This window comes from Thioalkalivibrio sp. ALR17-21 (genome assembly GCF_000420185.1).
Taxonomy (GTDB): domain Bacteria; phylum Pseudomonadota; class Gammaproteobacteria; order Ectothiorhodospirales; family Ectothiorhodospiraceae; genus Thioalkalivibrio; species Thioalkalivibrio halophilus.
Window position 1 is genome coordinate 16,274 of sequence record NZ_ATUL01000027.1, and the last position, 24,626, is coordinate 40,899.

General features: G+C 68.4%; 25 protein-coding genes and 1 pseudogene. 14 read left to right on the forward strand and 12 right to left on the reverse strand.

All coding sequences use genetic code 11. The features are described 5' to 3' along the window. Positions 1-2: 2 nt before the first annotated feature. Complete coding sequence (locus G020_RS0112370; protein ID WP_024329800.1) at positions 3-644, reverse strand: adenylate kinase; 642 nt, start codon at positions 642-644, stop codon at positions 3-5. Positions 645-822: 178 nt separating this feature from the next. Here G020_RS0112370 and ppa point away from each other — a divergent pair, with 178 nt between their 5' ends. The 9 genes from ppa (at position 823) to lipB (ending at position 9,729) form a co-directional block, all read left to right on the forward strand. Continuing rightward, a complete protein-coding gene (ppa, locus tag G020_RS0112375) occupies positions 823-1,359 on the forward strand; it encodes an inorganic diphosphatase (RefSeq protein ID WP_018870894.1) in 537 nt (178 codons plus the stop codon). Between the two features lie 125 nt (positions 1,360-1,484). Continuing rightward, complete coding sequence (mrdA, locus tag G020_RS0112380; RefSeq protein WP_024329801.1) at positions 1,485-3,371, forward strand: penicillin-binding protein 2; 1,887 nt, start codon at positions 1,485-1,487, stop codon at positions 3,369-3,371. Then, positions 3,368-4,486, forward strand: coding sequence for a rod shape-determining protein RodA (gene rodA / locus G020_RS0112385; protein ID WP_018946249.1), 1,119 nt, complete (start codon positions 3,368-3,370; stop codon positions 4,484-4,486). Before mrdA ends, rodA begins: the two co-directional genes overlap by 4 nt. Then, positions 4,483-5,493 (forward strand): lytic murein transglycosylase B, encoded by a 1,011-nt coding sequence (mltB, locus tag G020_RS0112390; protein WP_024329802.1) that lies wholly within the window; start codon positions 4,483-4,485, stop codon positions 5,491-5,493. The genes rodA and mltB overlap by 4 nt, the downstream gene beginning before the upstream one ends. Continuing rightward, positions 5,465-6,511, forward strand: coding sequence for a septal ring lytic transglycosylase RlpA family protein (locus G020_RS0112395; RefSeq protein WP_024329803.1), 1,047 nt, complete (start codon positions 5,465-5,467; stop codon positions 6,509-6,511). The genes mltB and G020_RS0112395 overlap by 29 nt, the downstream gene beginning before the upstream one ends. Before the next feature lie 106 nt (positions 6,512-6,617). Further along, on the forward strand, positions 6,618-7,853 hold the full coding sequence (locus tag G020_RS0112400; protein WP_024329804.1) for a D-alanyl-D-alanine carboxypeptidase family protein: 1,236 nt from the start codon (positions 6,618-6,620) through the stop codon (positions 7,851-7,853). A gap of 7 nt (positions 7,854-7,860) precedes the next feature. After that, complete coding sequence (locus G020_RS0112405; protein ID WP_024329805.1) at positions 7,861-8,760, forward strand: D-amino acid aminotransferase; 900 nt, start codon at positions 7,861-7,863, stop codon at positions 8,758-8,760. Further along, a complete protein-coding gene (locus tag G020_RS0112410) occupies positions 8,753-9,028 on the forward strand; it encodes a YbeD family protein (protein WP_018870901.1) in 276 nt (91 codons plus the stop codon). Before G020_RS0112405 ends, G020_RS0112410 begins: the two co-directional genes overlap by 8 nt. Continuing rightward, positions 9,025-9,729 carry a lipoyl(octanoyl) transferase LipB gene (gene lipB / locus G020_RS0112415; protein ID WP_196800322.1) on the forward strand — a complete coding sequence of 235 codons (705 nt, stop codon included), beginning with the start codon at positions 9,025-9,027 and terminating at the stop codon, positions 9,727-9,729. Before G020_RS0112410 ends, lipB begins: the two co-directional genes overlap by 4 nt. Positions 9,730-9,765: 36 nt before the next feature. On the opposite strand, the gene lipA is transcribed toward lipB, so the two are convergent. The 6 genes from lipA to G020_RS0112445 all read right to left on the reverse strand — a co-directional run bounded on the left by lipA (position 9,766) and on the right by G020_RS0112445 (position 14,501). Then, positions 9,766-10,734 (reverse strand): lipoyl synthase, encoded by a 969-nt coding sequence (lipA, locus tag G020_RS0112420; RefSeq protein WP_018870903.1) that lies wholly within the window; start codon positions 10,732-10,734, stop codon positions 9,766-9,768. A 56-nt stretch (positions 10,735-10,790) separates the two neighbouring features. Continuing rightward, positions 10,791-12,008 carry an HDOD domain-containing protein gene (locus G020_RS0112425; RefSeq protein ID WP_018946242.1) on the reverse strand — a complete coding sequence of 406 codons (1,218 nt, stop codon included), beginning with the start codon at positions 12,006-12,008 and terminating at the stop codon, positions 10,791-10,793. Then, on the reverse strand, positions 12,001-13,212 hold the full coding sequence (locus G020_RS0112430; protein ID WP_024329808.1) for an HDOD domain-containing protein: 1,212 nt from the start codon (positions 13,210-13,212) through the stop codon (positions 12,001-12,003). The genes G020_RS0112425 and G020_RS0112430 overlap by 8 nt, the downstream gene beginning before the upstream one ends. 114 nt (positions 13,213-13,326) lie before the next feature. Next, positions 13,327-13,839, reverse strand: a complete 513-nt coding sequence (locus G020_RS0112435; RefSeq protein ID WP_024329809.1) for a hypothetical protein — start codon at positions 13,837-13,839, stop codon at positions 13,327-13,329. Beyond that, positions 13,836-14,240: a hypothetical protein gene (locus G020_RS0112440; RefSeq protein ID WP_024329810.1), complete on the reverse strand. Its 405-nt coding sequence runs from the start codon at positions 14,238-14,240 to the stop codon at positions 13,836-13,838. Before G020_RS0112440 ends, G020_RS0112435 begins: the two co-directional genes overlap by 4 nt. A gap of 18 nt (positions 14,241-14,258) precedes the next feature. Next, complete coding sequence (locus tag G020_RS0112445) at positions 14,259-14,501, reverse strand: BolA family protein (RefSeq protein ID WP_018870908.1); 243 nt, start codon at positions 14,499-14,501, stop codon at positions 14,259-14,261. Between the two features lie 276 nt (positions 14,502-14,777). On the opposite strand from G020_RS0112445, the gene G020_RS0112450 reads away from it, so the two are divergent. From G020_RS0112450 to G020_RS0112470, 5 genes are all read left to right on the forward strand, one after another. Continuing rightward, positions 14,778-15,530 (forward strand): MBL fold metallo-hydrolase, encoded by a 753-nt coding sequence (locus tag G020_RS0112450; protein ID WP_024329811.1) that lies wholly within the window; start codon positions 14,778-14,780, stop codon positions 15,528-15,530. A gap of 203 nt (positions 15,531-15,733) precedes the next feature. Continuing rightward, positions 15,734-16,219, forward strand: a complete 486-nt coding sequence (gene ribE / locus G020_RS0112455) for a 6,7-dimethyl-8-ribityllumazine synthase (protein ID WP_024329812.1) — start codon at positions 15,734-15,736, stop codon at positions 16,217-16,219. 11 nt (positions 16,220-16,230) lie between these two features. Then, positions 16,231-16,776 carry a transcription antitermination factor NusB gene (gene nusB / locus G020_RS0112460; protein ID WP_081647438.1) on the forward strand — a complete coding sequence of 182 codons (546 nt, stop codon included), beginning with the start codon at positions 16,231-16,233 and terminating at the stop codon, positions 16,774-16,776. A gap of 31 nt (positions 16,777-16,807) precedes the next feature. Next, positions 16,808-17,803 (forward strand): thiamine-phosphate kinase, encoded by a 996-nt coding sequence (gene thiL / locus G020_RS0112465; protein ID WP_024329814.1) that lies wholly within the window; start codon positions 16,808-16,810, stop codon positions 17,801-17,803. A 55-nt stretch (positions 17,804-17,858) separates the two neighbouring features. Beyond that, complete coding sequence (locus G020_RS0112470; RefSeq protein WP_024329815.1) at positions 17,859-18,392, forward strand: phosphatidylglycerophosphatase A; 534 nt, start codon at positions 17,859-17,861, stop codon at positions 18,390-18,392. Between the two features lie 25 nt (positions 18,393-18,417). Here the strand turns inward: G020_RS0112470 and G020_RS0112475 are convergent, their stop codons facing one another. The 5 genes and pseudogenes from G020_RS0112475 to G020_RS0112495 form a co-directional block, all read right to left on the reverse strand. Further along, positions 18,418-19,311, reverse strand: coding sequence for an MBL fold metallo-hydrolase (locus G020_RS0112475; RefSeq protein WP_024329816.1), 894 nt, complete (start codon positions 19,309-19,311; stop codon positions 18,418-18,420). Continuing rightward, a complete protein-coding gene (locus G020_RS0112480; RefSeq protein WP_024329817.1) occupies positions 19,308-20,180 on the reverse strand; it encodes an HDOD domain-containing protein in 873 nt (290 codons plus the stop codon). The genes G020_RS0112475 and G020_RS0112480 overlap by 4 nt, the downstream gene beginning before the upstream one ends. A gap of 30 nt (positions 20,181-20,210) precedes the next feature. Beyond that, entirely contained in the window at positions 20,211-22,427 is a 2,217-nt protein-coding gene (locus G020_RS0112485) for a CHASE2 domain-containing protein (RefSeq protein ID WP_024329818.1), read from the reverse strand. Beyond that, positions 22,427-23,983, reverse strand: a complete 1,557-nt coding sequence (locus G020_RS0112490; RefSeq protein ID WP_196800321.1) for a FecR family protein — start codon at positions 23,981-23,983, stop codon at positions 22,427-22,429. Before G020_RS0112490 ends, G020_RS0112485 begins: the two co-directional genes overlap by 1 nt. A 5-nt stretch (positions 23,984-23,988) precedes the next feature. Then, positions 23,989-24,626, reverse strand: a pseudogene (locus G020_RS0112495) (hypothetical protein); the annotation flags it as partial.

Sequence of the window (24,626 nt, forward strand, 5' to 3'; positions counted from 1 at the left end):
GATCAGTCCAGCAGGCCGCGGATCTCGTCGAAGATCCGTTCCATGTCGCGCGTGCCGTCGACGTGCTTGAGCAGACCGCGGGTGTCGTAATACTCGATCAGCGGCTGCGTCTGTTCCTCGTACACCTGCAGGCGGCTGACCACCGTCTCCTCGGTGTCGTCCGCGCGGTGGACCAGGTTGCCGCCGCACTGGTCGCAGATGCCTTCCTTCTGCGGCGGGAAGGTGTGGGTGTTGAACACCGCGCCGCAGCTTTCGCAGGAGACCCGGCCGGTCAGGCGCTGCTTCAGCTCCTCGAACGGCACGTCGATCTGGATCGCGCGGTCCAGCGGGCGTTCGATGTCGGCCAGCATGCCGTCCAGGGCCTCGGCCTGGGCGCAGTTGCGCGGGAACCCGTCGAGGATGAAGCCCTTTTCGGCGTCGGGCTCCTGCAGACGGTCGCGGATCAGGCCCAGCACCAGGTCATCGGGGACCAGCTGGCCGGCGTCCATGGCGCTCTTCGCCTTCAGGCCGAGTTCGGTCTCCGCGGCGACGGCCGCGCGCAGCAGGTCGCCGGTGGAGATCTGGGGGATGCCGAAGTGACTGACCATCTTCTTGGCCTGGGTACCCTTGCCGGATCCGGGGGCGCCCATCAGGACGATTCGCATAATTGACTCCTGCCGTGTGCCGTTCGCGCCCGCATCGGCGCCGGCACGTGAATTGGGTATCGAAAGCGCACGCGGTCTTATACCGACTGGCCGGGGGGCTCGCAAGCCGGCCGGGATCGTTCACCTGTCGCGCAGTCCCGTTATAATGCCGCGCCAACCAATCAAGCGGAAAGAGACGATGGATCTGAATCAGATTGAAGCCGGGAAGGATCTGCCCGATGACATGAACGTGGTGATCGAGATCCCCGCGCACGGTCAGCCGGTCAAGTACGAAGTGGACAAGGACAGCGGTGCGCTGGTGGTCGACCGTTTCATGACGGTCGCCATGTTCTACCCCTGCAACTACGGGTTCGTGCCGCAGACCCTGTCGGAAGACGGCGATCCGGTGGACGTGCTGGTGATCACGCCGGTGCCGCTGATGCCGGGTTCGGTGGTGCGCGCGCGGCCGGTGGGCGTGCTGCAGATGTCCGACGAGGCCGGGCAGGATGCGAAGATCCTGGCGGTGCCGGTAACCAAGCTGCATCCGGGGTACGAGAGCGTGAAGGGCCCGGAAGACGTGTCGCAGGAGCTTCTGGACAGCATCAAGCACTTCTTCGAGCACTACAAGGAGCTCGAAGCCGGCAAGTGGGTCAAGGTGGAAGGCTGGGCGGACGCCGAGGCAGCCAGGACGGAGATTCTTGCCAGCTACAAGCGTTTCCAGAAGAGCAAGATCTGAAGCCTTTCGCGCAGTCATGGGCGTGTCGTGCGTGCCCCGGGGGAGCCGGTCTCCCGGGCGCGTCGCTGCGCGTGTCCGTCCGCGACCCGATGGAGCGGTCCTGATGGCCGCGGGCGGGCGGCCCCATGGATGAGCGCGACGCCTATGGACAGGAACAGCACGATCACCGGCGTTTTGTCGCGCGGGTGGTGCTGTCCCTGGTGCTGCTCGCGGGGGTGCTGGGCCTGATCGGCTGGCACACCGCCAGTCTGCAGGTGGGTGCGCACGAGCACTACACCACGCTTTCCGAGAACAACCGGCTGCGCATCGAGCCCATCGCCCCCAGCCGGGGCGTGATCCGGGATCGCAACGGCGTGCTGCTGGCCGGTAACCGGGCTTCCTATCAGCTCGAGGTCACGGTGGAACAGGCCGACGATCTTGACCGGCTGCTGGAGCGGCTTGAGGACTTCGTGGAGCTCTCCGATGCCGACCTCGAGCGGTTCCGCCGCGGGGTGGAGCAGCGGCGCCCGTTTCAGCCGGTGTTGCTGAAGGCGGGGCTGGACGACGAGACCGTCGCGCATCTGGCCGTGTCCCGTCATGAGCTGCCCGGTGTCGAGATCGAAGCGCGTCCGATGCGCTATTACCCGGCCGGCGAGGCGTTCACGCATGTGGTGGGCTACGTGGGCCGGATCACGCGCGAGGATCTGCAGCGCGTGGACCAGCGTGCCTATGCCGGGGTATCCCACATTGGCAAGACCGGGATCGAGCAGCATTACGAGGAGCTGCTGCACGGCCGCCCGGGCCACCGTCAGGTGGAGGTAAACGCCCAGGGCCGGACGATCCGCGAGCTGGAGGCCAGCCCGCCGACGGCCGGGACCGACATCCATCTGACCCTGGACTACAACCTGCAGCTGGCGGCCCGCCGCGCACTGGGGGACCAGCGCGGGGCGATCGTGGCCATCGAGCCCGCCAGCGGAGACGTCCTGGCCATGGTCAGTGCCCCGGGATTCGATGCCGAGCCGTTCGTGAAGGGGCAGTCGCAGGAAGAGTTCTCGGCACTGCGCGACCATCCGGGGCGGCCGCTGTTCAACCGGGTGCTGCATGGCCAGTATCCGCCGGGGTCCACCATCAAGCCGATCGTGGCCCTGGCCGGCCTGCACGAGGAGGCGACGACCGCCGACCGCGAGATGTTCGCCCGCGGCTACTACCAGATTCCCGGGCACGAACGCCGCTATCGTGACTGGCGCCGGGAGGGCCATGGCCTGGTCGACATGTCGCGCGCGATTGCGGTGTCATCGGACGTGTATTTCTATGATCTCGCCCACGACATGGGGATCGACCGGATCACGCCGATGCTGGAAGCCTTCGGTATCGGCGAGCCCACCGGCATCGATCTCAGCGGCGAACGCACCGGCATCCGGCCGGGACGCGACTGGAAACGTGCCACCCACGGCACCGTCTGGTATCCCGGCGAGACCCTGATCACGGCCATCGGGCAGGGGTACATGCTCAGTACCCCGCTGCAGATGGCCGATTTCACCACCACGCTGGCAAATCGGGGCGAGCGCGTGAGCCCGCGCCTGCTGCGGGCGATGGGGGATGGCCGGGAACAGGAAATCGGCGAGACCCTGCTGCCCGATTACCGCCAGCCGGTGGCGCTGGATGAAGCCCACTGGGACGTGATCCACGAATCGCTCGTCGAAGCGGTGCACGAACCGCATGGCACCGCCTGGGGCAGTATCGGGAGCACCCATCCGGAGTACACCATCGCCGGCAAGACCGGGACCTCGCAGGTCTTCAGCCTGGGCGAGGACGAGGAGTACGACGAGGACGAGCTGGCCCGCCATCTCTGGGATCACGCCCTGTTTACCGGCTATGCCCCGGCGGATGACCCGCAGATCGCGGTTGCGGTGCTGGTGGAGCACGGCGGCAGTGGTGGCCGCGTAGCGGCGCCCAAGGCGCGCGAGGTCATGGATGCCTGGCTGCTGGGCGGTGGCGGCATGAGATTGCCCGTCGAGGAGGCCGGGGAATGATCAGCGTGACCGGACGTGAGCTCTCCGCCGGGCAGTGGGCCCTGCGCAGCCTGCGGATGGATGGCACGCTGCTGATCCTGCTGTCGCTGCTGCTGATGCTCGGTCTGGTGGTGCTGTTCAGCGCGACCGGCGAGAGTCTGGTCGCGCTGGAGAACCAGGTGTTGCGGATCGGCTTCGGGGTCGCGGCGATGCTGGTGATCGCGCAGATCCCGGTACGGGTACTCCGGGTCATGGCCCCCTGGCTGTTTGTCGCCGGTCTGGTGCTGCTGGTCGCGGTGCTGTTCTTCGGCGAGATCGGCAAGGGGGCCCGGCGCTGGCTGGATACGGGGCTGGTGCGTTTCCAGCCTTCGGAGATCATGAAACTGGCCGTGCCGATGATGACCGCGTGGTACCTGTCGCTGCGCCAGGGTGCGCCGCGGGCGCGCGATCTGGCCGTGGTGCTGCCGATCATCCTGGTGCCGGTGTGGCTGATCATGGAACAGCCCGATCTGGGCACCGCGATGCTGGTGGGCGTGGCCGGGTTGCTGGTGGTCTTCCTCGCCGGGCTGTCCTGGCGCTGGTTCACCGGCCTGGGGGCCCTTGTGGCCGCGGCGGCGCCGGTGCTCTGGCTGCAGATGCATGACTACCAGCGCCAGCGCGTGCTGACGCTGTTCAATCCCGAGTCCGATCCCCTGGGGACCGGTTATCACATCATCCAGTCGCAGATCGCCATCGGCTCGGGCGGGTTCTACGGCAAGGGCTGGCTCAACGGGACCCAGTCGCAGCTGGACTTTCTGCCGGAACGCTCGACCGATTTCATCTTCGCGGTGTATGCCGAGGAATTCGGCTTCATGGGGGTGGTGCTGCTGCTGGCGCTGTATTTCGCCATCGTCGCGCGCGGGCTGTGGCTGGCATCCCTGGCGCAGGACCGCTTCGCCCGTCTGCTGGGTGGCAGTATCAGCCTGACCTTTGCGGTGTACATGGTGGTCAACATCGGCATGGTGACCGGGCTGCTGCCGGTGGTGGGAGTTCCGTTGCCTCTTGTGAGCTATGGCGGAACTTCGCTGGTGACGCTCATGGTGGCCTTCGGTATTCTCATGAGCATTGCCTCCGAAAAACGCCTGGTGAATCGATGAACCCCGTGAATCCGTGTCGCTTTGCGACGACTGTTGCCGTCTCCTGCCTGTTTGTGGCCGCCACCGCCGCGGCGGCCAGTTCCGAATACCGGGCGGGCGAGACGCCCTATCTCGAACGCGAGGATGTGCAGGAATTCATCGCTGAACGGGCGGAGGCGGGATTCGATCGCGAATGGCTGGAAGAACTGTTCGAGGAGGCCCGGCCGCGCCAGGACATCATCGACAGCATCTCCAGCCCCGCCGAAGCCCTGCCGTGGAAGGACTACCGGCCGATCTTCGTGAACGAACGCCGGGTGCGGCGCGGGCGCGAGTTCATGGAAGAGCAGGCCGAGTGGCTGGAGCGCGCCGAGGAGCGCTTCGGCGTCGAGCCGGAGATGATCGCGGCGATCATCGGCATCGAGACCGATTACGGACGCAACACCGGCAGCACCCGCGTGCTGGATGCCCTGGTGACCCTCGGGTTCGACTACCCGCCGCGGGCGGATTTCTTCCGCAGCGAGCTGGGCCATCTGCTGGAGCTGGCGGAAGAGGAGGATCTGGAGATCCTTGATCTGCATGGCTCCTACGCCGGAGCGATGGGTTACGGCCAGTTCATCTCCTCCAGCTACCGTCATTACGCGGTGGATTTCGATGACTCCGGGCGGCGCGACCTGCTGAATTCCTGGCCGGACGCGATCGGCAGCGTGGCGAACTACTTCGCCGAGCATGACTGGCGCTGGGGCCAGCCGGTGGTGGCCCGCGCCGAGGTCGACGACCATCCGGAAGAACTGGTCGAGCAGGGCTACACCGCCCGCTTCGACCTGGACGAACTGGCCGAGCACGGCGTGCGTCCGACCGAAGGTGAAACGGTCGACCCGGACGGTGATTATTCGCTGGTGTATCTGGAGGCCGACGAGGGCGATGTCTATTATCTGGGGTATCCGAATTTCTACGTGATCACGCGATACAACCGGAGTCCGCTGTATGCGATGGCCGCCCATGAGCTGGCGCAGGCGCTGTACGACTGACGGGCGTGCGATCGGCGGGGCCGCCCTGCCGGTTGCGCTGCTGGCCGGTATGATCCTTGCCGGTTGCTCGGGTACGCCCGAGCGCGACCGCCCGCTGGGGGACGCCGCCCATGACAGCTATCCCGATCCCGACGAAGTACCGCGGGATCTGGCACTCCTGCCGGATGCCGAACCCGCCGACGAGCCGCCCAGTCGTTACGGCAATCCGGCCGAGTACGAGGTGTTCGGTCAGCGCTACGTGACGCTGTCTTCTTCCGAAGGTTTCGAGGAGGAGGGGATGGCGTCATGGTACGGAACGAAGTTTCACGGCCGCCGGACCTCCAGTGGCGAGCCCTATGACATGTACGCCATGACCGCGGCGCACAAGAAGCTGCCGCTGCCCAGCTTCGTCGAGGTGACCCATCTGGAGAACGGGAAGCAGGTGGTGGTCCGGGTGAACGACCGAGGCCCGTTCGTGGATGACCGCATCATCGACCTGTCCTATGCCGCGGCCCATCGTCTGGGCATGACCGATGCGGGCGTGGCGCCGGTGCGTATCCGCGCGGTCGGCCCCGGGGACGTGAACGGCGAGGTGCGTACGGCCGAACGCGGTCGCGTCGAGGGTGCCGACACTCCCGCGGAGCCGGAGCCGGAGCCGGAGCCGGAGCCGGAGCCGCTGGCGGCGGACGCGAACGACCCGCACGCAACGCGGGAGATGGCCGGGACGGTCGACGGCGACGGGGCGTACAACGGTGACCCGGTGTCCGGACAGCCGGTGTCCGGACAGGGGGACAGCCAGGAGCCCGCGCGCTATATCCAGGTGGGCGCCTTCGGTGAACGGATGACGGCCGAGCGCCTGCGCGAAAGCCTGCGGGCGGACGGATTCCGGGTGGCCGAACTCGGTCGCGTGGAGACCGCCGGCGGCGAGGAGCTGCACCGTGTGCGCGTGGGCCCGCTGCACGGCGAGGACACCGTGCGCGACACGGCCCGGCGGCTGGAGGCGGTGGCGCCCGGGGATTTCCGTATCGTGACCGATTGAGAACCCGGACGGCGTGCCGGTCTGGTATCTTTGGCATCCTTCGGTGTCTGGCCGCCGTGTGCGCCCGCAAGCCCCCGGTCCTCATTCATGGAGACTCCTTCGGTTCATGAAGTCATTACTTCGCAATTCCCTGATCACCGTCAGTTTTCTGCTGTTCCTGCCCGTGGCGGCCAGCGCCGTGGAACTGGAACTTCCACGTGCCGGAACCGGCCCTTCGGCGCCCGGAAGCATCCCCTCGCCGCCATCGGACATCACCGCGGCCAGCTATGTGCTGAAGGACTTCGAATCGGGTGTGGCCCTGGCGGAGCGCGATCCGTCCGCGCGGCGCGAGCCGGCGAGCCTGACCAAGCTGATGACGGCCTACGTGGTGTTCGGCGAGATCCGCGACGGCCGACTGTCGCTGGAGGAAGAAGTCACCATCAGCGAGCGGGCCTGGCGTACCGGGATGGAGGGCGCTTCGCGGATGTTCATCGAGGTCGGCGAGGAAGTCCGGGTCGAGGACCTGCTGCGCGGTATGATCATCCAGTCCGGCAACGACGCCTCCACCGCGCTGGCGGAGCGCGTGGCCGGCTCGCAGGGTGCCTTCGTGGACATGATGAACAACCAGGCCCGGCGGCTGGGCATGCGGGATTCCTACTTTGCCAACCCCCACGGGCTGCCGGAAGAGGAGTCGCAATACACCACGGCGGCGGACATGGCGACCCTGGCGCGAGCCCTGATCCGCGAATTCCCGGATCTGTACAACCTGTATTCCGAGCGCTCGTTCGAGTACGCCGGGATCGAGCAGAACAACCGCAATCTCCTGTTGTGGCGCGATGCCGGTTTCGACGGCCTGAAGACCGGCTGGACCTCGGCGGCGGGCTACAACCTGGTGTCCTCCGCCGAACGCAACGACCGTCGCCTGGTGGCGGTGGTGATGGGCATCGACGCCCCCGACCATTCAACCGGAGGCACGCGCCGCGCGAACGAATCCCAGGCACTGGTGAACTGGGGCATGCGCTTTACCGAAACCCGGCAGCTGTTCGGTGCCGGCGAGGCCCTGGGCATGCCGCGGGTCTACAAGGGGAGCGCACAGGACGCCCCGGTCGGACTGGCGGAGGATTTCTGGGTGGTGATTCCGCCCGGCGAGGGGGATGATCTGTCGGCTTCCATGGAGATCGATCATCCGCTGGAGGCGCCGCTGCGCGAAGGGGCCCGGGTCGGGCGTGTGGTTGCGACCCTCGACGGCGAAGCGTTCCACGAACAGCCCCTGGTCGTGCTGCAGGAGATCGAGACCGGCGGGTTCATCCGCCGTGGCTGGGACGGCGCGGTGTTGTGGGTGCAGTCGGTGTGGCCGTTCTGAGGCGGACATGAGCATTGCCCTGTTCAATGGCGAATTCCTGCCGCTGGAGGAGGTCCGGATCTCGCCGCTGGATCGCGGCTTCCTGTTCGGCGATTCGGTGTATGAGGTTATCCCCAGTTACGCGGGCCGGTTCTTCCTGCTGGACGCGCATCTGGACCGCCTCGCGCGGTCGCTGGCGGCCATTCGCCTGCCGAACCCCTTCGGCCGCGAACAATGGGAACGTCATCTGGGCGATCTGCTCCGCCACAACGGCGCGGAACCGACGGACGGATCGACGCCGCCGGATCTGGGGCTCTATCTGCAGGTGACCCGCGGGGTGGCCCCGCGGGATCACGTCTTCCCGGATGTCTCCGAACCCACGGTACTGGGGATGGTCAGCCCCATCCGTCCGCTGGGCCCGGCGGTGCGCGAGGCGGGCGTGAGCGCGGTGACCCGCACCGACGAGCGCTGGGGTCGCTGCGACATCAAGGCGACCACCCTGCTGGCCAACGTGCTCGCGCGTCAGGAGGCCGTGGAGTCCGATGCGGTGGAGGCGCTGCTGTTGCGCAATGGTCGGCTGACCGAGGGTGCAGCAAGTAATGCGTTCGTGGTCCGCGACGGGACGCTGGTGACACCGCCACTGGATAGCGGGATGCTGGCCGGGGTGACGCGCGACTTCGTGCTCGGGCTCGCCCGGGGCGAGGGCGTGCCCGTGGAGGAGCGGGGCGTGACCGCCGCGGAACTGCGGGCCGCCGACGAGGTCTGGCTCAGCAGTTCCACCCGTGAATTGCTGCCGGTGACCCGTATCGACGGCGAGCCGGTGGGCACCGGCCGGCCGGGCCCCCTGTGGACGCGGTTGCATGCCGCCTACCAGGCCGCCAAGCCCGGTGCCGTGCGTCGACAGTCGGAGGCCATGAACCATGAGTGACGAAGAAGAACGCGAGACCCTGATCGAATTCCCCTGCCGGTTCCCGATCAAGATCATGGGGGACTCTCACCCCGAATTGATGGAAGCGGTGGAATCCTGCGTGAACGACCACGTGGACGAGCCCGGGGATGCGGTGATCCAGCAGCGGGCATCCAGTGGCGGGCGCTTTGTCGGGATTACGGTGACCATCACCGCCACCAGTCAGCTGCAGCTGGACAATCTCTACCGGGCCCTGGGGCAGTGCAACCGGGTACGGATGATCCTCTGAATACGCTGCGGGTTCATCGTCTGGGCGAACAGCCCTACCTGCCGGTATGGCGGGCGATGCGCCTGCATGCGGCGGAGCGCGGGCCGCACACGCCCGATCAGCTGTGGTGTGTGCAGCACCCGCCGGTCTATACCCAGGGGCGCAACGGTCGTGCCGAACACCTGCTCGATCCCGGCTCGGTGCCGGTGATCGCGATCGACCGCGGCGGACAGGTGACCTGGCACGGGCCGGGGCAGCTGGTGGTGTATACCCTGCTGGATCTGCGGCGCCGCGGGCTTGGGGTGCGGGCGCTGGTGGAGCGCCTGGAACAGGCGGTGATCGATGCCCTGGGCGAGTGGGGCATCGTCGCGGGCCGTCGCGAGGGCGCGCCCGGGGTCTACGCGGGCGATGCGAAGATCGCCGCACTGGGCCTGCGGGTGCGCCACGGGGTCAGTATCCACGGGCTGGCGCTCAACGTGGATCCGGCCCTGTCGGCCTTTGGCCGTATCCATCCCTGTGGTTATGCCGGACTGGCGACGACCTCGGTGGCCGCGGAAGGGGGGCCCGCGAACCCCGAGCGGGTGCGGCGCGTGGTCCTGCGGGCGCTGGCCGCGCAGCTGGCCACCGGGGGGCAGGAAACGCTGTCGGCCTGCGAGGAAGTACCGACGCTGCCGCCGGAACTGCTGCGCTGCCTGGCGCGGCCGCAGGCCCCGGCGGCCTGAACGCCCCGCCGGGTGGGCGGCGACTGAGCGGCGCGTTCAGACGGCTTCGGTCTCTCCGGCGACGCCCTGTGCCTGCAGGTCCGCGTGGTAGGAGGAGCGCACCATCGGGCCGCTGGCGACCTGCCGGAAGCCCATCTCGCGGGCGCGTTCGCCCAGCTCGTCGAACTCCTCCGGCGTGAGGAAGCGGGTGACCGGCAGGTGGTGGCGCGAGGGCTGCAGGTACTGCCCGAGGGTCAGCATGTCGCAGCCATGGTCGCGCAGGTCCTGCAGGACCTGCAGCAGTTCCTCGCGTTCCTCGCCCAGACCCAGCATCAGCCCGGACTTGGTGGGGACGCCCGGATGCTGCTCCCGGAAACGCCGAAGCAGGTCCAGCGACCACTGGTAATCGGCGCCCGGGCGCGCCTCGCGGTACAGCCGCGGCACGGTCTCGAGGTTGTGGTTGAAGACGTCCGGCGGAGCCTGGCGCATGATCTCCAGCGCCCGGTCCATGCGCCCCCGGAAGTCGGGCACCAGGACCTCGATCTTCGTGTTCGGGGTGCGTTCGCGGATCTCGCGGATGCAGTCGACAAAATGTCCGGCACCGCCGTCGCGCAGGTCGTCGCGGTCCACCGAGGTGATGACGACGTATTTCAGACCGAGGGCCTCGATGGTCTCGGCCAGGTGCCGGGGTTCCTCGGGGTCCAGAGGCTCCGGACGGCCGTGGGCCACGTCGCAGAACGGGCAGCGCCGGGTGCAGACTTCGCCCATGATCATGAACGTGGCCGTGCCGTGGTTGAAGCACTCGCCGAGGTTGGGGCAGCTGGCCTCTTCGCACACGGTGACCAGCTTCTGTTCGCGGAGGATGCCCTTGATGCGCTGGACTTCGGGGCGCGCCTGGCTCTGCGCGCGGATCCACGAGGGCTTGCGCTGCGGTTTCGTGGTCGGATTGATCTTCACCGGGATGCGCGAGACCTTGTCGGCGGCGCGCTGTTTCTCCCCGGGTTGCGGACGGTTCGTTGCGGTCATGGTTCGGTTCCTGCCGGTTGACGCCTCCGGGGGGCCCGGAGCCGTCAGTGTTTCCCTCAGGCGAGTTCCTGCATGAGGGCTTCGATCTTCGGCCGTGCCTTCTCCACCGCGGCCAGTTCGCCGTTTTCGTCCAGCGTGAAGCCGAGCCGCCGGATGGCCTGGAGGTTTTCCAGCGGAATGGCCCGGGCGCGTTCCACCTCGGAGGCGTCGCGCAGACAGGCATTGCGCGCGATGCGCACGATGTCGGTCAGGGGCGCGGCATCGGGCTGTTCCGGCCCGCCGGAATCACGGATGGCTGCCATGATATCGGAGGCGAGCCCCCATTGCTGGGCAACCAGTTCGCCGGTCATGGATTCCAGACGCTGGATCACGTGTTCCACCTCGACGGCATCCGGTTGCTCTTCGCGCGAGGCGATTTCGCCGAGGACCGGCAGGGCGCCGACCCGGTGCAGCAGGCCGGCGAGCAGGGCGCGCTGACGATCAGCCTCGCCGGATTCGTCCGCCAGCACGAAGGCGATGGCGGAGATGCGCGTGGACTGACGCCACAGCTGCTCCATGACGGCGCGATAAGGGCTGCCCCGGTCGATGAACACCTGCTGGGCGGCCAGCGCGAGCACCAGCTGGCGCGTGCGCTCGAGGCCGAGGCGCGCGATCGCATCGCCCAGGCGCGTGATCTCGCGTCGTGAGCCCATGGCCGGGCTGTTGGCGACCGATAGCAGGCGGGACGCAGTGCTGGGGTCGCGTTCGACGATCTCGGTGACCCGGCGGATCTCGATATCAGGCTCGTCGATGGCCTCCTGCAGGTGCAGGGCCACGTCGGGCAGCTGTGGCAGGGCCAGTTCGCCGGTCTGGGCCTTCTGGAAGATGTTGGCGAGCAGTTCGCCTTCCTGCGCCGTGAGGTCCACCTCGCCGACTTCCATGGCGTCGCCGACGCAGTTGAGCTGGGTCTCATAGACGTTGCGGTCAAAACGGACCAGCGTGCTGGGGCGTGCGGCGACGGCGTGGGTACGGTAGTCGTGGGGGGCAAACAGGGGCTCCAGCGCGGCCGGGTCGTCGTCCTCCACGGTGTGCGCCTTGTCGCCATGCGCCAGGACCATGCGCCCCTTCAACAGGAACACCAGGTGGCGGTATTCCTCGCGCGCATATACCTTCTGGCCGGGCTTGAGATCGATAGTCCGGGCATGGCGGATCAACTCGCGGCGACCGCTTTCGCCGAGGTCGGCGAACGGTTTCAGTCGCGGGACGACGGGGTCGAGAGTCAGGGCTTCATGCATTGAACAGGAGCTTCAGTTCGTTCAGGTCGTCGTTGCGTTCCTCGAGGAACGGGATGGGGTCGCCCGGCGCGGGCGGGTCGATGCCCAGGACCTCGAACGCCGCGACCTCGCGGGCATCCGGGTGGGGCTTGCCGCTGTAATGCAGGGCGGCCCATTCGGCCACGATGCCGACGCTGGCGTAGTCCGGCTGTTCGGCGCGGTAGGACCAGTCGTACGCGTGTTCGGCCACCGCCACCAGGTCCTGGCCCAGATCCCAGTAGTTGATGACCAGGACCCCGGCGAGGTTCCGCAGGCGCTCGATCAGCATTCCGAGGCGCTCGGCGCCCGGGTTCTCCTCGCGCATCTCGGCGAACTGGATGATGGGCACCGCGCCGATCCCGGCCACCAGTCCGCCCAGCAGGGCCCGCTCCCGGTCGAGCAGGCGCAGCGAGTCGGCGAGCAGGTAGGCGAACGCGGAGTTCAGCACGCCTTCGCTCCATACCTCGGCCATGGCCTCGCGGGTGGCCGCGTGCTTCGCCTTGAAGGTCTGGCGCAGGGCCATGTTCATAGCCAGCATGCGGGTGTTGCGAAAGCCCAGACGGGTGACCGCCTCGCGCACTGACTGGATCTGCTGGGCGCCGCGGAACAGCGGACTGTTGGTGGCGTGCAGCAGGGCGCCGGCAATGGTGCCGTCTCGCTGGATGACCTCGGTGAGGTCGTCCATGCTGGCTTCGGGGTCGTTGGTCAGTTCCTGGATGCGCAGCGCGACCTCCGGCATGGTCGGCAGCTCCAGGCGATTGCTGGTGATCAGATCGTAGAGTTCGCTGAAAAACGCGCCCTCGGTGTCGTCCAGCTCGGTGTCGCTGACCACCACGGAAGACGAATACGCCCGTTCCAGGGCGGCCTTGGGCAGCGCGAGGATGCGGCAGGGCTGTTCGGTGAGGACGAAGTCCTGATGCCCGGGGTTGCCCTCGAACAGTTCGACCGGGACGTCGTTATCCTCGCCATCGAGCCGGATGCGTTCGGGGGTCCCGCCGACCACGCGCACCAGCTGGCCGCTCAGCAGGAACAGGTGGTGCTCGCTGGCCGCATCGGGTCGCAGGCGCTTGCCGGCGGCTTCATCGCGGATTTCGCACTGGGCGGCGACTTCGTCACGAGCGCTTTGCGACAGTCCGGAGGCCGGGTCCAGTTGCTCGAGCAGCGGGCTGATCGTCGGGGTGTCCATGGGCAGGCCTGAAATCCGTACGGTTTCCGAACAAACCCGGAGTGTACCATCGTTTTTTTCGTGTGCCGTGAGTTGAGCGTTAGGAAACGCTGACCAGCGTTTCCCCGGCGCGGGTCAGTCGCCGCGCGCTCGTCCGGTCAGGCGGTCACCGGCGTCGATCAGGCCGTGCCGTTGCAGGAACCGGCGAGCATCGTCCGCGTCCTCGTGGAACCAGGCCGCGGTGCTCCCGAGACGGAAGCTGTAACCCCAGGCGTCCATGTCGCGCATCAACCGCTCGCGGCCGACACCGGGCAGGGCGTCGGCCAGCAGGATCTGCAGATAGCAGACGGCGCATTCCTCGAGGTCGTCGCCACCGGCATTGGTGTGGAGGGTGGCGCGGCGTTGCGAGTCCATGCACAGGGTGTGCGCGGCCTCGTGCAGGGCCGAATGCACCGGCGTGTCCGGCCGGGCGTGCACCCGCAGGCCGACGATCCCGGCCTCCGGCTCCCCCCACCAGGTGCCGGGGAGCGCGGCACCGGGTGGGTGCATGACCAGCTCCAGGCCGTAGCGCGCCAGCAGGGCGGCGAGGGCATCGGCCTGACCCGCGTCGCCGCAGCAGAGGATGTCGTGGTCGGAGGGGGTGTTCATGTGTCGGTGTCGTGGTCCAGCCCGCGCCGTTCCCGTGCGGCCCGCCGCGGGCACTCTTCGGGGTGGTCGCGGCACCAGCGGTCGACCCGCTCGGTCAGGTCATCCTGAAAGCACAGGAGGTAGAAGCGCGCCTGGTCCCGGTTGACGATCTCCGGACGCCCGAGGGCATCGACCACGCCGGTGCGCAGCGCGGCGATGATCGCGTTCGCCGCCTTTTTCTGCGGCCAGGAGGTGATCTCCCGCCAGGCCTGCGGTTCGAAGTACAGGCGCAGCAGGTCGGGCCGGGTGGTCAGCAGCATGCGCGTGACATTGCGCAGCGTGGTTTCCGCCTCGGCCCAGTCTTCCACCAGGCCGCCCTCCAGCAGGCGCTGGATCTCCTCGCGACCTTTGGGTGACAGCATGACGGCGACGCTGGCCGTTCAGCCTTCCGCCTCGGCTTCCTCCGGCGTCAGGGCCACGATCGACAGGGCGTGCAGTTCGCCGCTGTCGATCTGCTCGCGTACGGTGGCGTAGACCGTCTGGTGTTTCTTCACGCGGGACATGCCCTCGAACTGCGGGCTGATGACCCGCGCCTCGAACTTGCCTTCACCCCCGGTCACTTCGACCGACCGGGCATCGGGCAGGCCCGCGCGGATGAGTTCGGCGACCTGACTGGCTTCCATGGGGATTCTCCTGATTGAATGCACTGTCGGCACGGGATCTGGACCGCGATGATAGCGGTCGCCCGCGGACGACAGAAGAGCCCCCGCATGCGGGGGGAGACCCGGGACCCGGAGCGGCGGAACTTGTGCCCGCCCGCAGGGCTCCACCGGAGATGGAAACGTTGCGTGGCGCAGGCTGACGGGAAAAGCCAGCACTCGAGGTGTCGGTGGTTGGTCACGCGCTCATGACACGGGCTAGTATTTCAGGAACTCCTAATACACGTCGGAGGACACGACATGATCTTCAAGCAGCTGTTCGAACCCGAATCCTCGACCTACACCTATCTCCTGTCCTGCCCGGATACCGGCAAGACGGCCCTGATCGACCCGGTCCTGGAGACCGTGGATCGCGATCTGGAGGTCCTGCAGCACATGGGCCTGAGCCTGGACTATGCGATCGAGACCCATATCCATGCGGACCACATCACCGGCGGCAAGATGCTGCGCGAGAAGGCCGGCTGTCAGCTGGCCGGCCCGGCGCTGGACGAGCTTCCCTGCCGCGACGTCGGCATCCGCGAAGGCGAGCCCTTCCGCGTGGGCAACCTGGTGGTGAACCCGCTGTTCACTCCGGGGCACACCGATACCCACCATGCATATCTGCTGGATCACGTGGGGCTGAAGATGCTGTTCTCCGGGGATGCGCTGCTGATCGAGGCCTGCGGCCGGACCGATTTCCAGTCGGGCGATCCGCACACCCTGTATCGTTCGATCCACGACAAATTCTTTACCCTGCCGGACGAGACCCTGGTGTACCCCGGACACGATTACGAAGAGCGGCAGATCACGACCATCGGCCAGGAAAAGATGCGCAACCCGCGTCTGGGCAAGGACAAGCCCGAGGAAGAATTCGTGAAGATCATGAACGAGATGGACCTGCCGTATCCGAAGAAGATCGACTGGGCGCTGCCCGGCAACGAAGGCTGCGGCATCTGCCCGGACAACCTGCCGGAGGACAAGAAGCACCTCTGCGATCCGGAAGCCCGGGGCTGAGGCCCCGAGCTACGGCCGGCGGCGTCCGCGGTCATGATCCACGGGCGCCGCTGGCCCGAGCCGTTTTCCGACCCGGCCGTCGGGGCTGCGAGCCCCGGCGGGCCGGGTTTTTCTTTCGGTGGCAGCGGCGCGACAGTGCTACACTGTGCGTTTTCGTTGTGACCTTCGCGATGGCCGCATCGCGACGCAAAAGGGAAGACCCCATGCACGAGATCGAGACCCTGGAAGGGCAGTTTACCGACGCCGGCGGGCGCCGTTTCGGCCTGCTGCTGGCGCGCTTCAACAGCCTGGTGGTGGAACGTCTGCTGGAAGGCGCGGTGGACACCCTGCGCCGGCATGGCGTGGCGGATGACAACATGACCATCGCCCGGGTCCCCGGGGCCTTCGAACTGCCGCTGGCGGCCCGCACCATGGCGGGCTCCGGTCGTTACGACGCCATCATCGCCCTGGGCTGCGTGATCCGCGGGTCCACGCCGCATTTCGACTATGTGGCGGGCGAGGCCGCCAAGGGGCTGGCCCAGGTGCAGATGGAGGCCGACCTGCCGATCAGCTTCGGCGTGCTGACCACCGATTCCATCGAACAGGCCATCGAACGCGCCGGGACCAAGGCGGGCAACAAGGGGGCGGATGCCGCCATGGGGGCCATCGAGATGGTCAGCCTGATGCCGCGCCTGCGCACCGGTTCGTGAGCCGGGATGCCGTGAACGCCGTGACTGAATCCAGCGATTCCAGCAGCTCCGGCCGCCCGCCGCGCGAGGCGTCCCCGGCCGGATCCGGCAAGGGCGGACGCAAGCAGCGCCCGCGCAGCACGCCCGAGCAGCGGGCGCGGCATGCCCGCTCGGTTGCGCGGCGCCGTGCGATGCAGGCGCTTTACTCCTGGCAGCTTACCGGGGACGACCCCAAGAACATCCTGCTCGCGTTCCGCGAGGAGGATGAGCACGCCAAGGCGGATCCCGAATACTTCCGCGAGATCCTGATGGGCGTGACTCGGGCGCAACAGGAACTGGACGCGCGCATGCAGCCCTGGCTGGGGCGCGAGCTCGACCAGCTCGACCCGGTGGAACACGCGCTGCTGTGGATCGGCCAGTGGGAACTGGCCGAGCGCATCGAGCTGCCCTATCGGGTGGTGATCAACGAGGCGGTGGAGCTGGCCAAGCGCTTTGGCGCCGAGCAGTCCCACCGCTACGTCAACGGCGTGCTGGACCGCCTGGCCGCCGAGCTGCGCAGCGCCGAGATCCGTCGCTGAGGCGGGTCCTCCACCATCCGGTGCGCGGTGCATGGCGTCCCCGTCCCTGTCCGAATTCGACCTGATCCGGTGTTACTTCCGGCCGGCCGGCCCCTCCGGGGATCCGGTCGCGGACGCGCGCGTGGTCCTCGGGGTGGGGGACGATGCCGCATTGCTGCGCCCGGACCCCGGCCATGAGCTGGTCGTCAGTACCGACACCGTGGTGGAGGGCCGGCATTTCTTTCCCGATCATCCCCCGGCGAGCCTGGGGCACAAGGCCCTGGCCGCCAGTCTCAGCGACCTGGCGGCGATGGGTGCGGAGCCGCTGGGCGTGCTCCTGTCGCTGGCGGTTCCGCAGGCCGAAGATGCGTGGCTGAGGCCCTTCAGCGAGGGATTCCTGCAGCTGGCGCGGGAAACGCGCGCTCCGCTGGTGGGGGGGGACACCGTGCGCGGGCCGTGTTCCGCGGGGGTCACCGTGCTCGGCCAGGTGCCCGCCGGAGGCGCGCTGCGTCGCGACGGGGCCCGCCCCGGGGACCGGCTCGTGGTGACCGGCGAGCTGGGGGGTGCCGCGGCCGGACTGGCGGCCGAGACCCGACGCCGCGAGGAGAGGGCGGGGCCGCCGGATGCCCGCGCCGCGGTCGTGCAACGACTGTTCTGGCCGCAGCCCCGGCTGGCGGCGGGGCTGGCCCTGCGCGGACATGCGCACGCAGCCATCGATCTGTCAGACGGACTGCTCGCGGACCTGGGCCATGTCTGCGCCGCCTCCGGCTGCGGGGCCCGCGTCGACTGGCCGGCGGTGCCGCTGGATCCGGCACTCGCCGGGGCGGATGCGGCGCTGGCGCGGGACTGGGCCCTGGGCGGGGGCGACGATTACGAGCTGCTGCTGGCGGTGCCGCCGGAGGTGGAGCTGGCACCGCTGGCGGAGGCCGCCGGTGTTGCGCTCCACGTGATCGGGGAGTTCACCACCGGCGACGCCATCCGCGTGGTGGATGCCACCGGCGCCCCTCTGGACGCGGGGCGTTCGGGGCACGATCATTTCGCGGACTGACTGAACAACGAGACGAGGGCCGGACTGCATGGTTCCAGGGATGACGAAAACGACGATGCCGTCGGCACGCACCGTGTTCGGCGACCCCATCCATCTGCTGGCCTTCGGCTTCGGCTCCGGGCTCTCGCGCTGGGCCCCCGGCACTACGGGTTCGCTGGCCGCCCTGGTGCTGTATTTCGCGATCATGAACTTCCCCGAGTGGGCCTATCTGGCGATCACCGTGATCGTGACCATGGCCGGGTTCCACATCTGCGGGGAGAGCGCACGGCGCCTGGGCGTGCACGACCATTCGGGGATCGTGTGGGACGAGTGGGCGGGGATGCTGGTGACCCTGGCCTTCATCCCGCCCGGGATCACCCTGGCGGGTGACGCCGCCGGGCTGGTCTGGGTCGCGCTGGGTTTCTTCCTGTTCCGCCTGTTCGACATCCTCAAGCCCTGGCCGGCACGCTATTTCGACGAGAAATGGCACGACGGTACCGGGATCGTGATGGATGACGTGGTGGCCGGGCTGTATGCGGGTCTCGCCCTGATGCTGATCGTGCTTGCGGCGCAGCAGACCGGACTGGCGGTGGGTGCGCCGCCGGCCTGAGTCGAGGGGAAGGGGGCGGCGCGGCCTACAGGGTCACCGTGACGCCTTCGCGGGCGAGGTGGATGGCCGGTTCGCTCGCGGGGTCCGGCGGCGGATTGCGTTCCAGGGCCCGGGCGAATACGCGCTCGAGTTCAGCGTCGTCGCGCGTCGGCTCGTGGTGGGTCAGCCACACCTGCCTGACTCCGGCCTCGCGCGCGGCCCGGATGCTGGTGTCGTAGGTGCCGTGGCCCCAGCCCGTGCGGCGCGGATATTCCTCGGGAGTATAGGCGGTGTCGATGATCAGGGCATCGGCGCCGCGAAAGAAATCGATGATCGCCGCCCGGCGCTCCTGCACCATCGCTTCGTATTCCGTATGGCCGTCCTCGCCGGGGGCGTAGATGTTGTACGGCCACTCGTGGTCACCGGTGAACACCAGCGTGCGCCCTCCGGATTCCAGGCGATAGGCGAAGTTGAGGACCGGGTGGCCCATGATCATGGGCGTGACGGTCACGCTGCCCACCTGCGTGGTCTGCCCTTCGCGCAGGGTGACATACTCCATGGTGGCCGCCAGCTCGTTGTCGCGCACCGGGAAGAACGCGTAGTCCATCTGCCGCGCGAGGACCTCGTGGATGTCGCGCTGATTCACCGGGTCCGCCGCGCCATGGATGCGGATGCGGTTGCCCGCCACGAAGATCGGGATAAAGAAGGGCAGCCCCTGGATGTGGTCCCAGTGGGTATGGGTGATGAACAGGCTTGCCTCCAGCGGCATGCCCGCCTGCAGTTGTCGGGCCAGCTGGAAGATCCCGGTACCGGCGTCGAGGATGATCAGCTCGTTCTGCGCGCCGCGTACCTCGATGCAGGTGGTGTTGCCACCGTAGCGCACGGTCTGCGGTCCGGGGACCGGGATGGAGCCGCGTACGCCCCAGAAGGTGAATCTCATCGACTGTCCTCCTCGCTCTGCATGAACAGACGGGTGGCTTCCAGCTCCGCGCCCGGGTCGTCCAGGGCCTCCGTCAATTCCGCAAGATCGGCGCCGAAACGCTCGCGAATCGGTCGCGGGAAGGGTTCGATCACCGGATTGCCGGAATCGCCGAAGTCCAGGTGACGCACGATCTGGTTGGCCGCGAACACCGTGTCGCGCAGCAGGCTCCAGTCGCCGTCGTGATCCGGCACGTGATGGTAGCGGACCGCACCGGCCAGCGGAGCGGGCAGGCCCCAGTGTTCGATCAGCAGACCGCCCAGCTCGGCGTGATCCACCCCCAGTCGCCGGGCTTCTTCCCGATGCAGCGGTACAGGGCCGGCGGCCGCGGCCGCGAGGACCGGAGCGTAATCCTCGCCGGCGTGTCGGATCAGCACGATCTTGCCGAAATCATGCAGCAGACCGGCGACAAAATGGTCGGTGTTCTCGCTCTCCGGAACCCCCAGGCGCCGCGCCAGCAGGCGCGCGATGGTGGCCACGCCCAGCGAGTGCTCGAGAAAGCGGCCGGTGTCCATGCCGGCGTCGTTGCGCGTGGGCAGCATGCCGACCGCCGCGATGCTGAGCGCCAGATTGCGCAGAGTGTTGAGGCCGGCGATCACCATGGCCTGGCGCACCGAGCTGACGGGGCGCGCCAGTCCGAACCACGGCGAATTGACCAGCTTGAGGACGCGCACTGTGATCACCGGATCGCGTTCCAGTGCCGCGACCAGCTCACCGGGCGAGCTGTCGGGGTTGGCGGTCAGCTCGAGGATGCGCTGCACCGATGCGGGGAATCCTGGCATGCGGTCGATCAGCCGGGTATAGCGCTTCAGGCATTCATCCCGGGCCATGGTCTGTTCTCCTCGCATTCCTGTAGCGGGTCATTTGCTCTCGCGGGTCCAGCTGCCGTCCCAGTCGGGGGGCGGTGGCTCGCGCCGCAGGTGCTCGATGCGGTCGAGGTACAGCCGGTAGAGTCCGACCCCGGGGTACGCCCCGGTCAGCCGCCGGAAGGCTTTCTCCGCCGCATCCAGATCCGCTGACCGGAATGCGTCCAGGGCCTGCGCCAGCGAATCCAGTTCGGCCTGCAGCTCGGGCGTGTGCTCCGGGGACCGGCAGACCGGCTCGAACACCCGCACCGGCCGATCGCGCCCCTTGACCCGCACGCGGTCCAGCTCGCGCCAGACGAAGCACTCGCCGGTCAGCTCCCGGGTGCGCTCGCCGACGACGATTCCGACTCCATAATACTTGCTACTGCCCTCCAGGCGTGAGGCGAGGTTCACGGCATCGCCCAGTACCGTGTACGCGCGGCGGTATTCCGAACCCATGTCACCCACGTTAACCACGCCGCTGTTGATGCCGATGCCGATATGGATGTCCGGGAGGCCCTGTGCCGTGAAGGCCTCGCGCAGCCGCGCGGTTTCCGCCTGCATCTCGAGGGCCGCCTCCACCGCGTGGGTGGCATGCTCGCGATCGTCCACGGGTGCTCCCCAGAACGCCATGACCATGTCGCCCACGTACTTGTCGATGGTCCCCCGGTGCTCGAAGATGACCCGGGTCATGGGCGTGAAATAACGGTTCAGCAGCCGCTTGAGCTGGTCGGCTTCCAGCGATTCCGACAGACCGGTGAAGCCGCGGATGTCGGAAAACAGGATACTCAGCTCGCGCGAGCGGCCCTCGAAGTCGAAGGCCTCCGGATGCTCACTCATCTGCTCCACCAGCGCGGGCGGCACGTACTGCCCGAACATCGCCTTCAGCCGGTGCCGGGTGCGCGCCTCGAACAGAAAGCCCCAGCCGAGATTGAACACCGCGATCAGCACTACCGCCAGCAACGGGGACGCCAGATCCAGCACCAGGCCATGCGCCGACCACAGCCATGCGGTGAACGCGAGCAGGACACCGCCGGCGGCCAGGGACGCCGCAAGCTGGCGCAGCGGCGCCAGACGGGGCAGGACCAGGGCCAGCAGTCCGCCGGCCACCACCAGCATGGACAGGTTGGCGCCCGGGGCCCAGGCCGGTTCGGTGAGGAAGGCCTCGTCCAGCATCGCCGCGATCAGGTTGGCGTGGATCTCCACTCCGGGGAACACCGCGTCCATCGGGGTCGCGCGCAGGTCGAACAGCCCCGGCGCCGTGGTCCCCACCAGCACGATCGCCCCGGGCGGGATGCGCTCCGCGGGGTCGTCTTCCAGTACCTGCCAGGCCGATATGTACGGAAAGCTTCCGGGGGGGCCGCGGTACGGCACCAGCATGCGGCCCCGGCCGTCGACCGGTACCGTCAGATGGTCGTCGAGGTGCAGCGCCTCCGGATGCTCGCGCCGGTCGATGGTCTCGGTGGTCAGGCGGGCCTCTTCCAGGAACAGGAACTGGCGCACGGTCTCCGTGGCCAGCGAGCCGTACAGCTCTCCGTCGATGCGTGCCAGCAGCGGGGCGCGGCGCAGGGTGCCGTCGGCATCGGGGAGCAGGCTGAAGAACCCGGCCGTCGCGGCCGTTTCGCGCAGCACCGGCAGCGGCGCGCTGTAGCCACTGGCCGGAGGCAGGGCCAGCGTCTCCACCGCAAGTGGTTCTGCCAGCGGCAACGGCTCGGGGAGGGCACCCGAACGCGACCGTTCCCGCGCGTGGAAGACATAGCCCAGGACCACCTCGCGGTCTTGCAGGGCCCGCGCGAGCCGGTGGTCACCGTCGAGTTCCGGCGCCAGCCGGTCCAGCCGGGCCTGCAGCGAGGCGTCTTCCGGCAGGTGTTCACGGACGGCCTCGACCGGATTGCGCTCGGCCTCGGCGAACAGGATATCGAGTGCGATGACCCCGGCCCCCGCCGCATCGAGGCGTTCGACCAGCTCGGCGATCCGCCGGCGCGGCCAGGGCCACTGGCCCTCGTGTTCCAGCGAGGCCTCGTCGATGTCGACGATGACAATGGGAACCTCCGAATCGGTGGCCCCGCGGGCGGGCGGATGGGCCTGCATACGCAGGTCATAGACCAGCCGTTCGACCCGGTCCAGCGCCGGGGTCACCCCCGGGAGCCCGGTCACCTGCGGCAGGGCCAGCAGCGCGACCAGCAGGCCCCCGAGGACCGTCGCGAACCGGCGGGAGCGGGCGGGGCTCACTAGTCCTGTTCGAAGGCGATCACACCGGTGCCGACGAACTGACCGTCCTCACGGATCTCGTAACCGGCGATGGCGCCCTCCGCGTCGGAGCCGACGAAGCGGCCTGCGAGCCGACCCTGGACATTGGTGCCGTACTCGAGCGGGATGCCGTCTGCGTGGAACTCCGTGATCGCGACCGAACCCCCGGTGGTCTGCAGCTGCTCGCCACCTCCGAATTCCAGGGTAGCGCCGATCGTCGCGGCGCCGAAATCGACGGCCAGAGAGCCCGCGTCGATTGCGAACATGCCCGTTCCCTCAATCCCCACATGCGAGTAGCTGGCCGTTCCCGTTCCGGGGAGATTGGCCGGGTCATGGATGACCTCGGTGGAGGTGATCCAGGTGAAGCTGTCGTTTCCGCCCGAATCGTAGGGTTCGATGTCGTTGAGTCGCTGGACGTCGGCATCCGTCCACCGGCCCCAGGAGACCGACGCGTCGCCGATCTCCGCGGTCCCGGTGGTCCCGGTGTCGTCACTGTCCACCACGAAGGTCTCGATCGCCAGGTCCGGGTCCAGGAATGCCTCACCGTCCTCTGCCTGGAGCAACTGCCGGTCGTCACCCAGGCTCAGCGGCGATTGCAGGAAGCGGCCGGCGTAAAAATCGAGAGTGCCCGGCTCCGAGTACTGGCCGGTTACGAACCCGTAGGAATCGGGATCCGCGACCTCGGGCGGTTCGGTGGCGTCGGTAAAAACCTCCCGGTCGTGTTCCAGCAGGGCGGTCTCGCCGAAGCCGTCGTCCGCGGTGCGGGCCACCGGGCGTCCGGCTTCGCCCCAGCGGTCTTCCGACGGGCCCGGGGCCGCGCCCGGGTCCGTGGTGGCGGTGGGCTCGGTATCGGGATCGTCGGCCATCGCCCGCTCGACGTCGCCCTCGAAGGCGTCGAAGAAGAAGTCCGGGAGTTCGTCACCCTGCAGTGCCTGCGGGGCGGAATCCGGGTCGCGGATGTAGGCGGCATCGCGCGCGGTGCCCGCGGTGATCTCGACGCGCCCGTGCGGGTTCTCCACGTACAGCGCGCCTCGGCGAACATGCACGTACAGGTCGTCACCGCGGGTGAAGGCGTCGAAGGACGTTCCGCGGATGCCGATGGTGCCGGCGCGGGTCTCGACCCTGTAGCCATCCCCGGCGACCGCGCCGGTGATGGTGCGCAGGCCGCCCTGCAGCAGGCGTTTGATGCTGCGGTCCGCGTCGTCGGGACCGGCTTCGGGGGCGTGTTCCAGGGTATCGATGTAGAGTTCGCTGGATTCGCTCAGGGAAAGGATCTCCCCGTCGATCATCCGCAGCTGGGCACGCCCGCCCTCCGGTGTCCGCACGGTGTCGTGCACGTAGACTTCGGACCGCCGCGCCAGCTCGCGCGGGTCCTGGTCGCGGTACTCGGCGGTCACGCCGGTGGTGGCCACCAGCACGCGCCCGGCGTCCTCGCGCTCGGCTGCGCCGGCTACCGGCGGGCCGGCCAGGAGGAGGACGGCGGCCAGCATGGCCGGAATGGCCTGCGCGAACGGAAAACGGAATCGGGACGGGTTCATGGTGGTCACCATTCGCGGCGCACGCCGGCGGTGACCTGCGTGCGGCGGTAAGAATAGAGATCGAGGCTGGAATCGTTGTCGGCGTGTTCCACGCTCAGTTCCAGCCGCCAGTCAGGAGCGGGATCCCAGGCCCAGCCCAGTCGGGCCCGGTTCAGCCGATCGCGGCGCCGGTCGAGGAACGCGGGGTCGTCTTCGCGGTGACGGCTGACGAGATGGTCCAGACGCAGGTCGATCCGGTGGTGTTCGTCGACGGCCCAGCCCGCACCCGCCTGCAGTCCGGCATAGCGGCGTCCGAAGTGCTCACCGCGCGAGCGGCGGGCGCGGTCTTCCCCCCCCAGCGTCCCGCCGAACACGCGCAGCCGGGGGTCGGGGCGCCAGCTGACGCGGGCACCGGCCGCGACCCCGTCCACATCGCGGGCGTCGGCGGGCTTGTGCTGCACCCGGCTGACCTGCCCGAACAGGGTGTACTCCAGCGGCCGACCCGGGCGCAGGGTCCATTCGGCGCCGGCCGTGGCCCGGGTATTGCGGACATCGTCGTCGCGGCGGGTGTGACGCAGTTCCAGGGGCAGGGTCAGGCGCCAGCCGTCTCCGAGCAGTACCGGCCCGCCGCGCAGCCGGGCGGTGTAGCGGTCGAAGTCGCGTT

Excerpts from the sequence above, each read along its gene's own strand:
- G020_RS0112430 (WP_024329808.1), bottom strand. The coding sequence starts at position 13,212 with ATGGACACCCCGACGATCAGCCCGCTGCTCGAGCAACTGGACCCGGCC.
- G020_RS0112445 (WP_018870908.1), bottom strand. The coding sequence starts at position 14,501 with ATGGAAGCCAGTCAGGTCGCCGAACTCATCCGCGCGGGCCTGCCCGAT.
- G020_RS0112405 (WP_024329805.1), top strand. The coding sequence starts at position 7,861 with ATGAGCATTGCCCTGTTCAATGGCGAATTCCTGCCGCTGGAGGAGGTC.
- rodA (WP_018946249.1), top strand. The coding sequence starts at position 3,368 with ATGATCAGCGTGACCGGACGTGAGCTCTCCGCCGGGCAGTGGGCCCTG.
- G020_RS0112395 (WP_024329803.1), top strand. The coding sequence starts at position 5,465 with ATGAGCTGGCGCAGGCGCTGTACGACTGACGGGCGTGCGATCGGCGGG.
- G020_RS0112435 (WP_024329809.1), bottom strand. The coding sequence starts at position 13,839 with ATGAACACCCCCTCCGACCACGACATCCTCTGCTGCGGCGACGCGGGT.
- G020_RS0112400 (WP_024329804.1), top strand. The coding sequence starts at position 6,618 with ATGAAGTCATTACTTCGCAATTCCCTGATCACCGTCAGTTTTCTGCTG.
- mltB (WP_024329802.1), top strand. The coding sequence starts at position 4,483 with ATGAACCCCGTGAATCCGTGTCGCTTTGCGACGACTGTTGCCGTCTCC.
- G020_RS0112410 (WP_018870901.1), top strand. The coding sequence starts at position 8,753 with ATGAGTGACGAAGAAGAACGCGAGACCCTGATCGAATTCCCCTGCCGG.
- G020_RS0112480 (WP_024329817.1), bottom strand. The coding sequence starts at position 20,180 with ATGGCCCGGGATGAATGCCTGAAGCGCTATACCCGGCTGATCGACCGC.
- ppa (WP_018870894.1), top strand. The coding sequence starts at position 823 with ATGGATCTGAATCAGATTGAAGCCGGGAAGGATCTGCCCGATGACATG.
- thiL (WP_024329814.1), top strand. The coding sequence starts at position 16,808 with ATGGCGTCCCCGTCCCTGTCCGAATTCGACCTGATCCGGTGTTACTTC.
- G020_RS0112370 (WP_024329800.1), bottom strand. The coding sequence starts at position 644 with ATGCGAATCGTCCTGATGGGCGCCCCCGGATCCGGCAAGGGTACCCAG.
- ribE (WP_024329812.1), top strand. The coding sequence starts at position 15,734 with ATGCACGAGATCGAGACCCTGGAAGGGCAGTTTACCGACGCCGGCGGG.
- G020_RS0112475 (WP_024329816.1), bottom strand. The coding sequence starts at position 19,311 with ATGAGATTCACCTTCTGGGGCGTACGCGGCTCCATCCCGGTCCCCGGA.
- lipA (WP_018870903.1), bottom strand. The coding sequence starts at position 10,734 with ATGACCGCAACGAACCGTCCGCAACCCGGGGAGAAACAGCGCGCCGCC.
- G020_RS0112490 (WP_196800321.1), bottom strand. The coding sequence starts at position 23,983 with ATGAACCCGTCCCGATTCCGTTTTCCGTTCGCGCAGGCCATTCCGGCC.
- G020_RS0112425 (WP_018946242.1), bottom strand. The coding sequence starts at position 12,008 with ATGCATGAAGCCCTGACTCTCGACCCCGTCGTCCCGCGACTGAAACCG.
- mrdA (WP_024329801.1), top strand. The coding sequence starts at position 1,485 with ATGGATGAGCGCGACGCCTATGGACAGGAACAGCACGATCACCGGCGT.
- G020_RS0112440 (WP_024329810.1), bottom strand. The coding sequence starts at position 14,240 with ATGCTGTCACCCAAAGGTCGCGAGGAGATCCAGCGCCTGCTGGAGGGC.
- G020_RS0112450 (WP_024329811.1), top strand. The coding sequence starts at position 14,778 with ATGATCTTCAAGCAGCTGTTCGAACCCGAATCCTCGACCTACACCTAT.
- G020_RS0112470 (WP_024329815.1), top strand. The coding sequence starts at position 17,859 with ATGCCGTCGGCACGCACCGTGTTCGGCGACCCCATCCATCTGCTGGCC.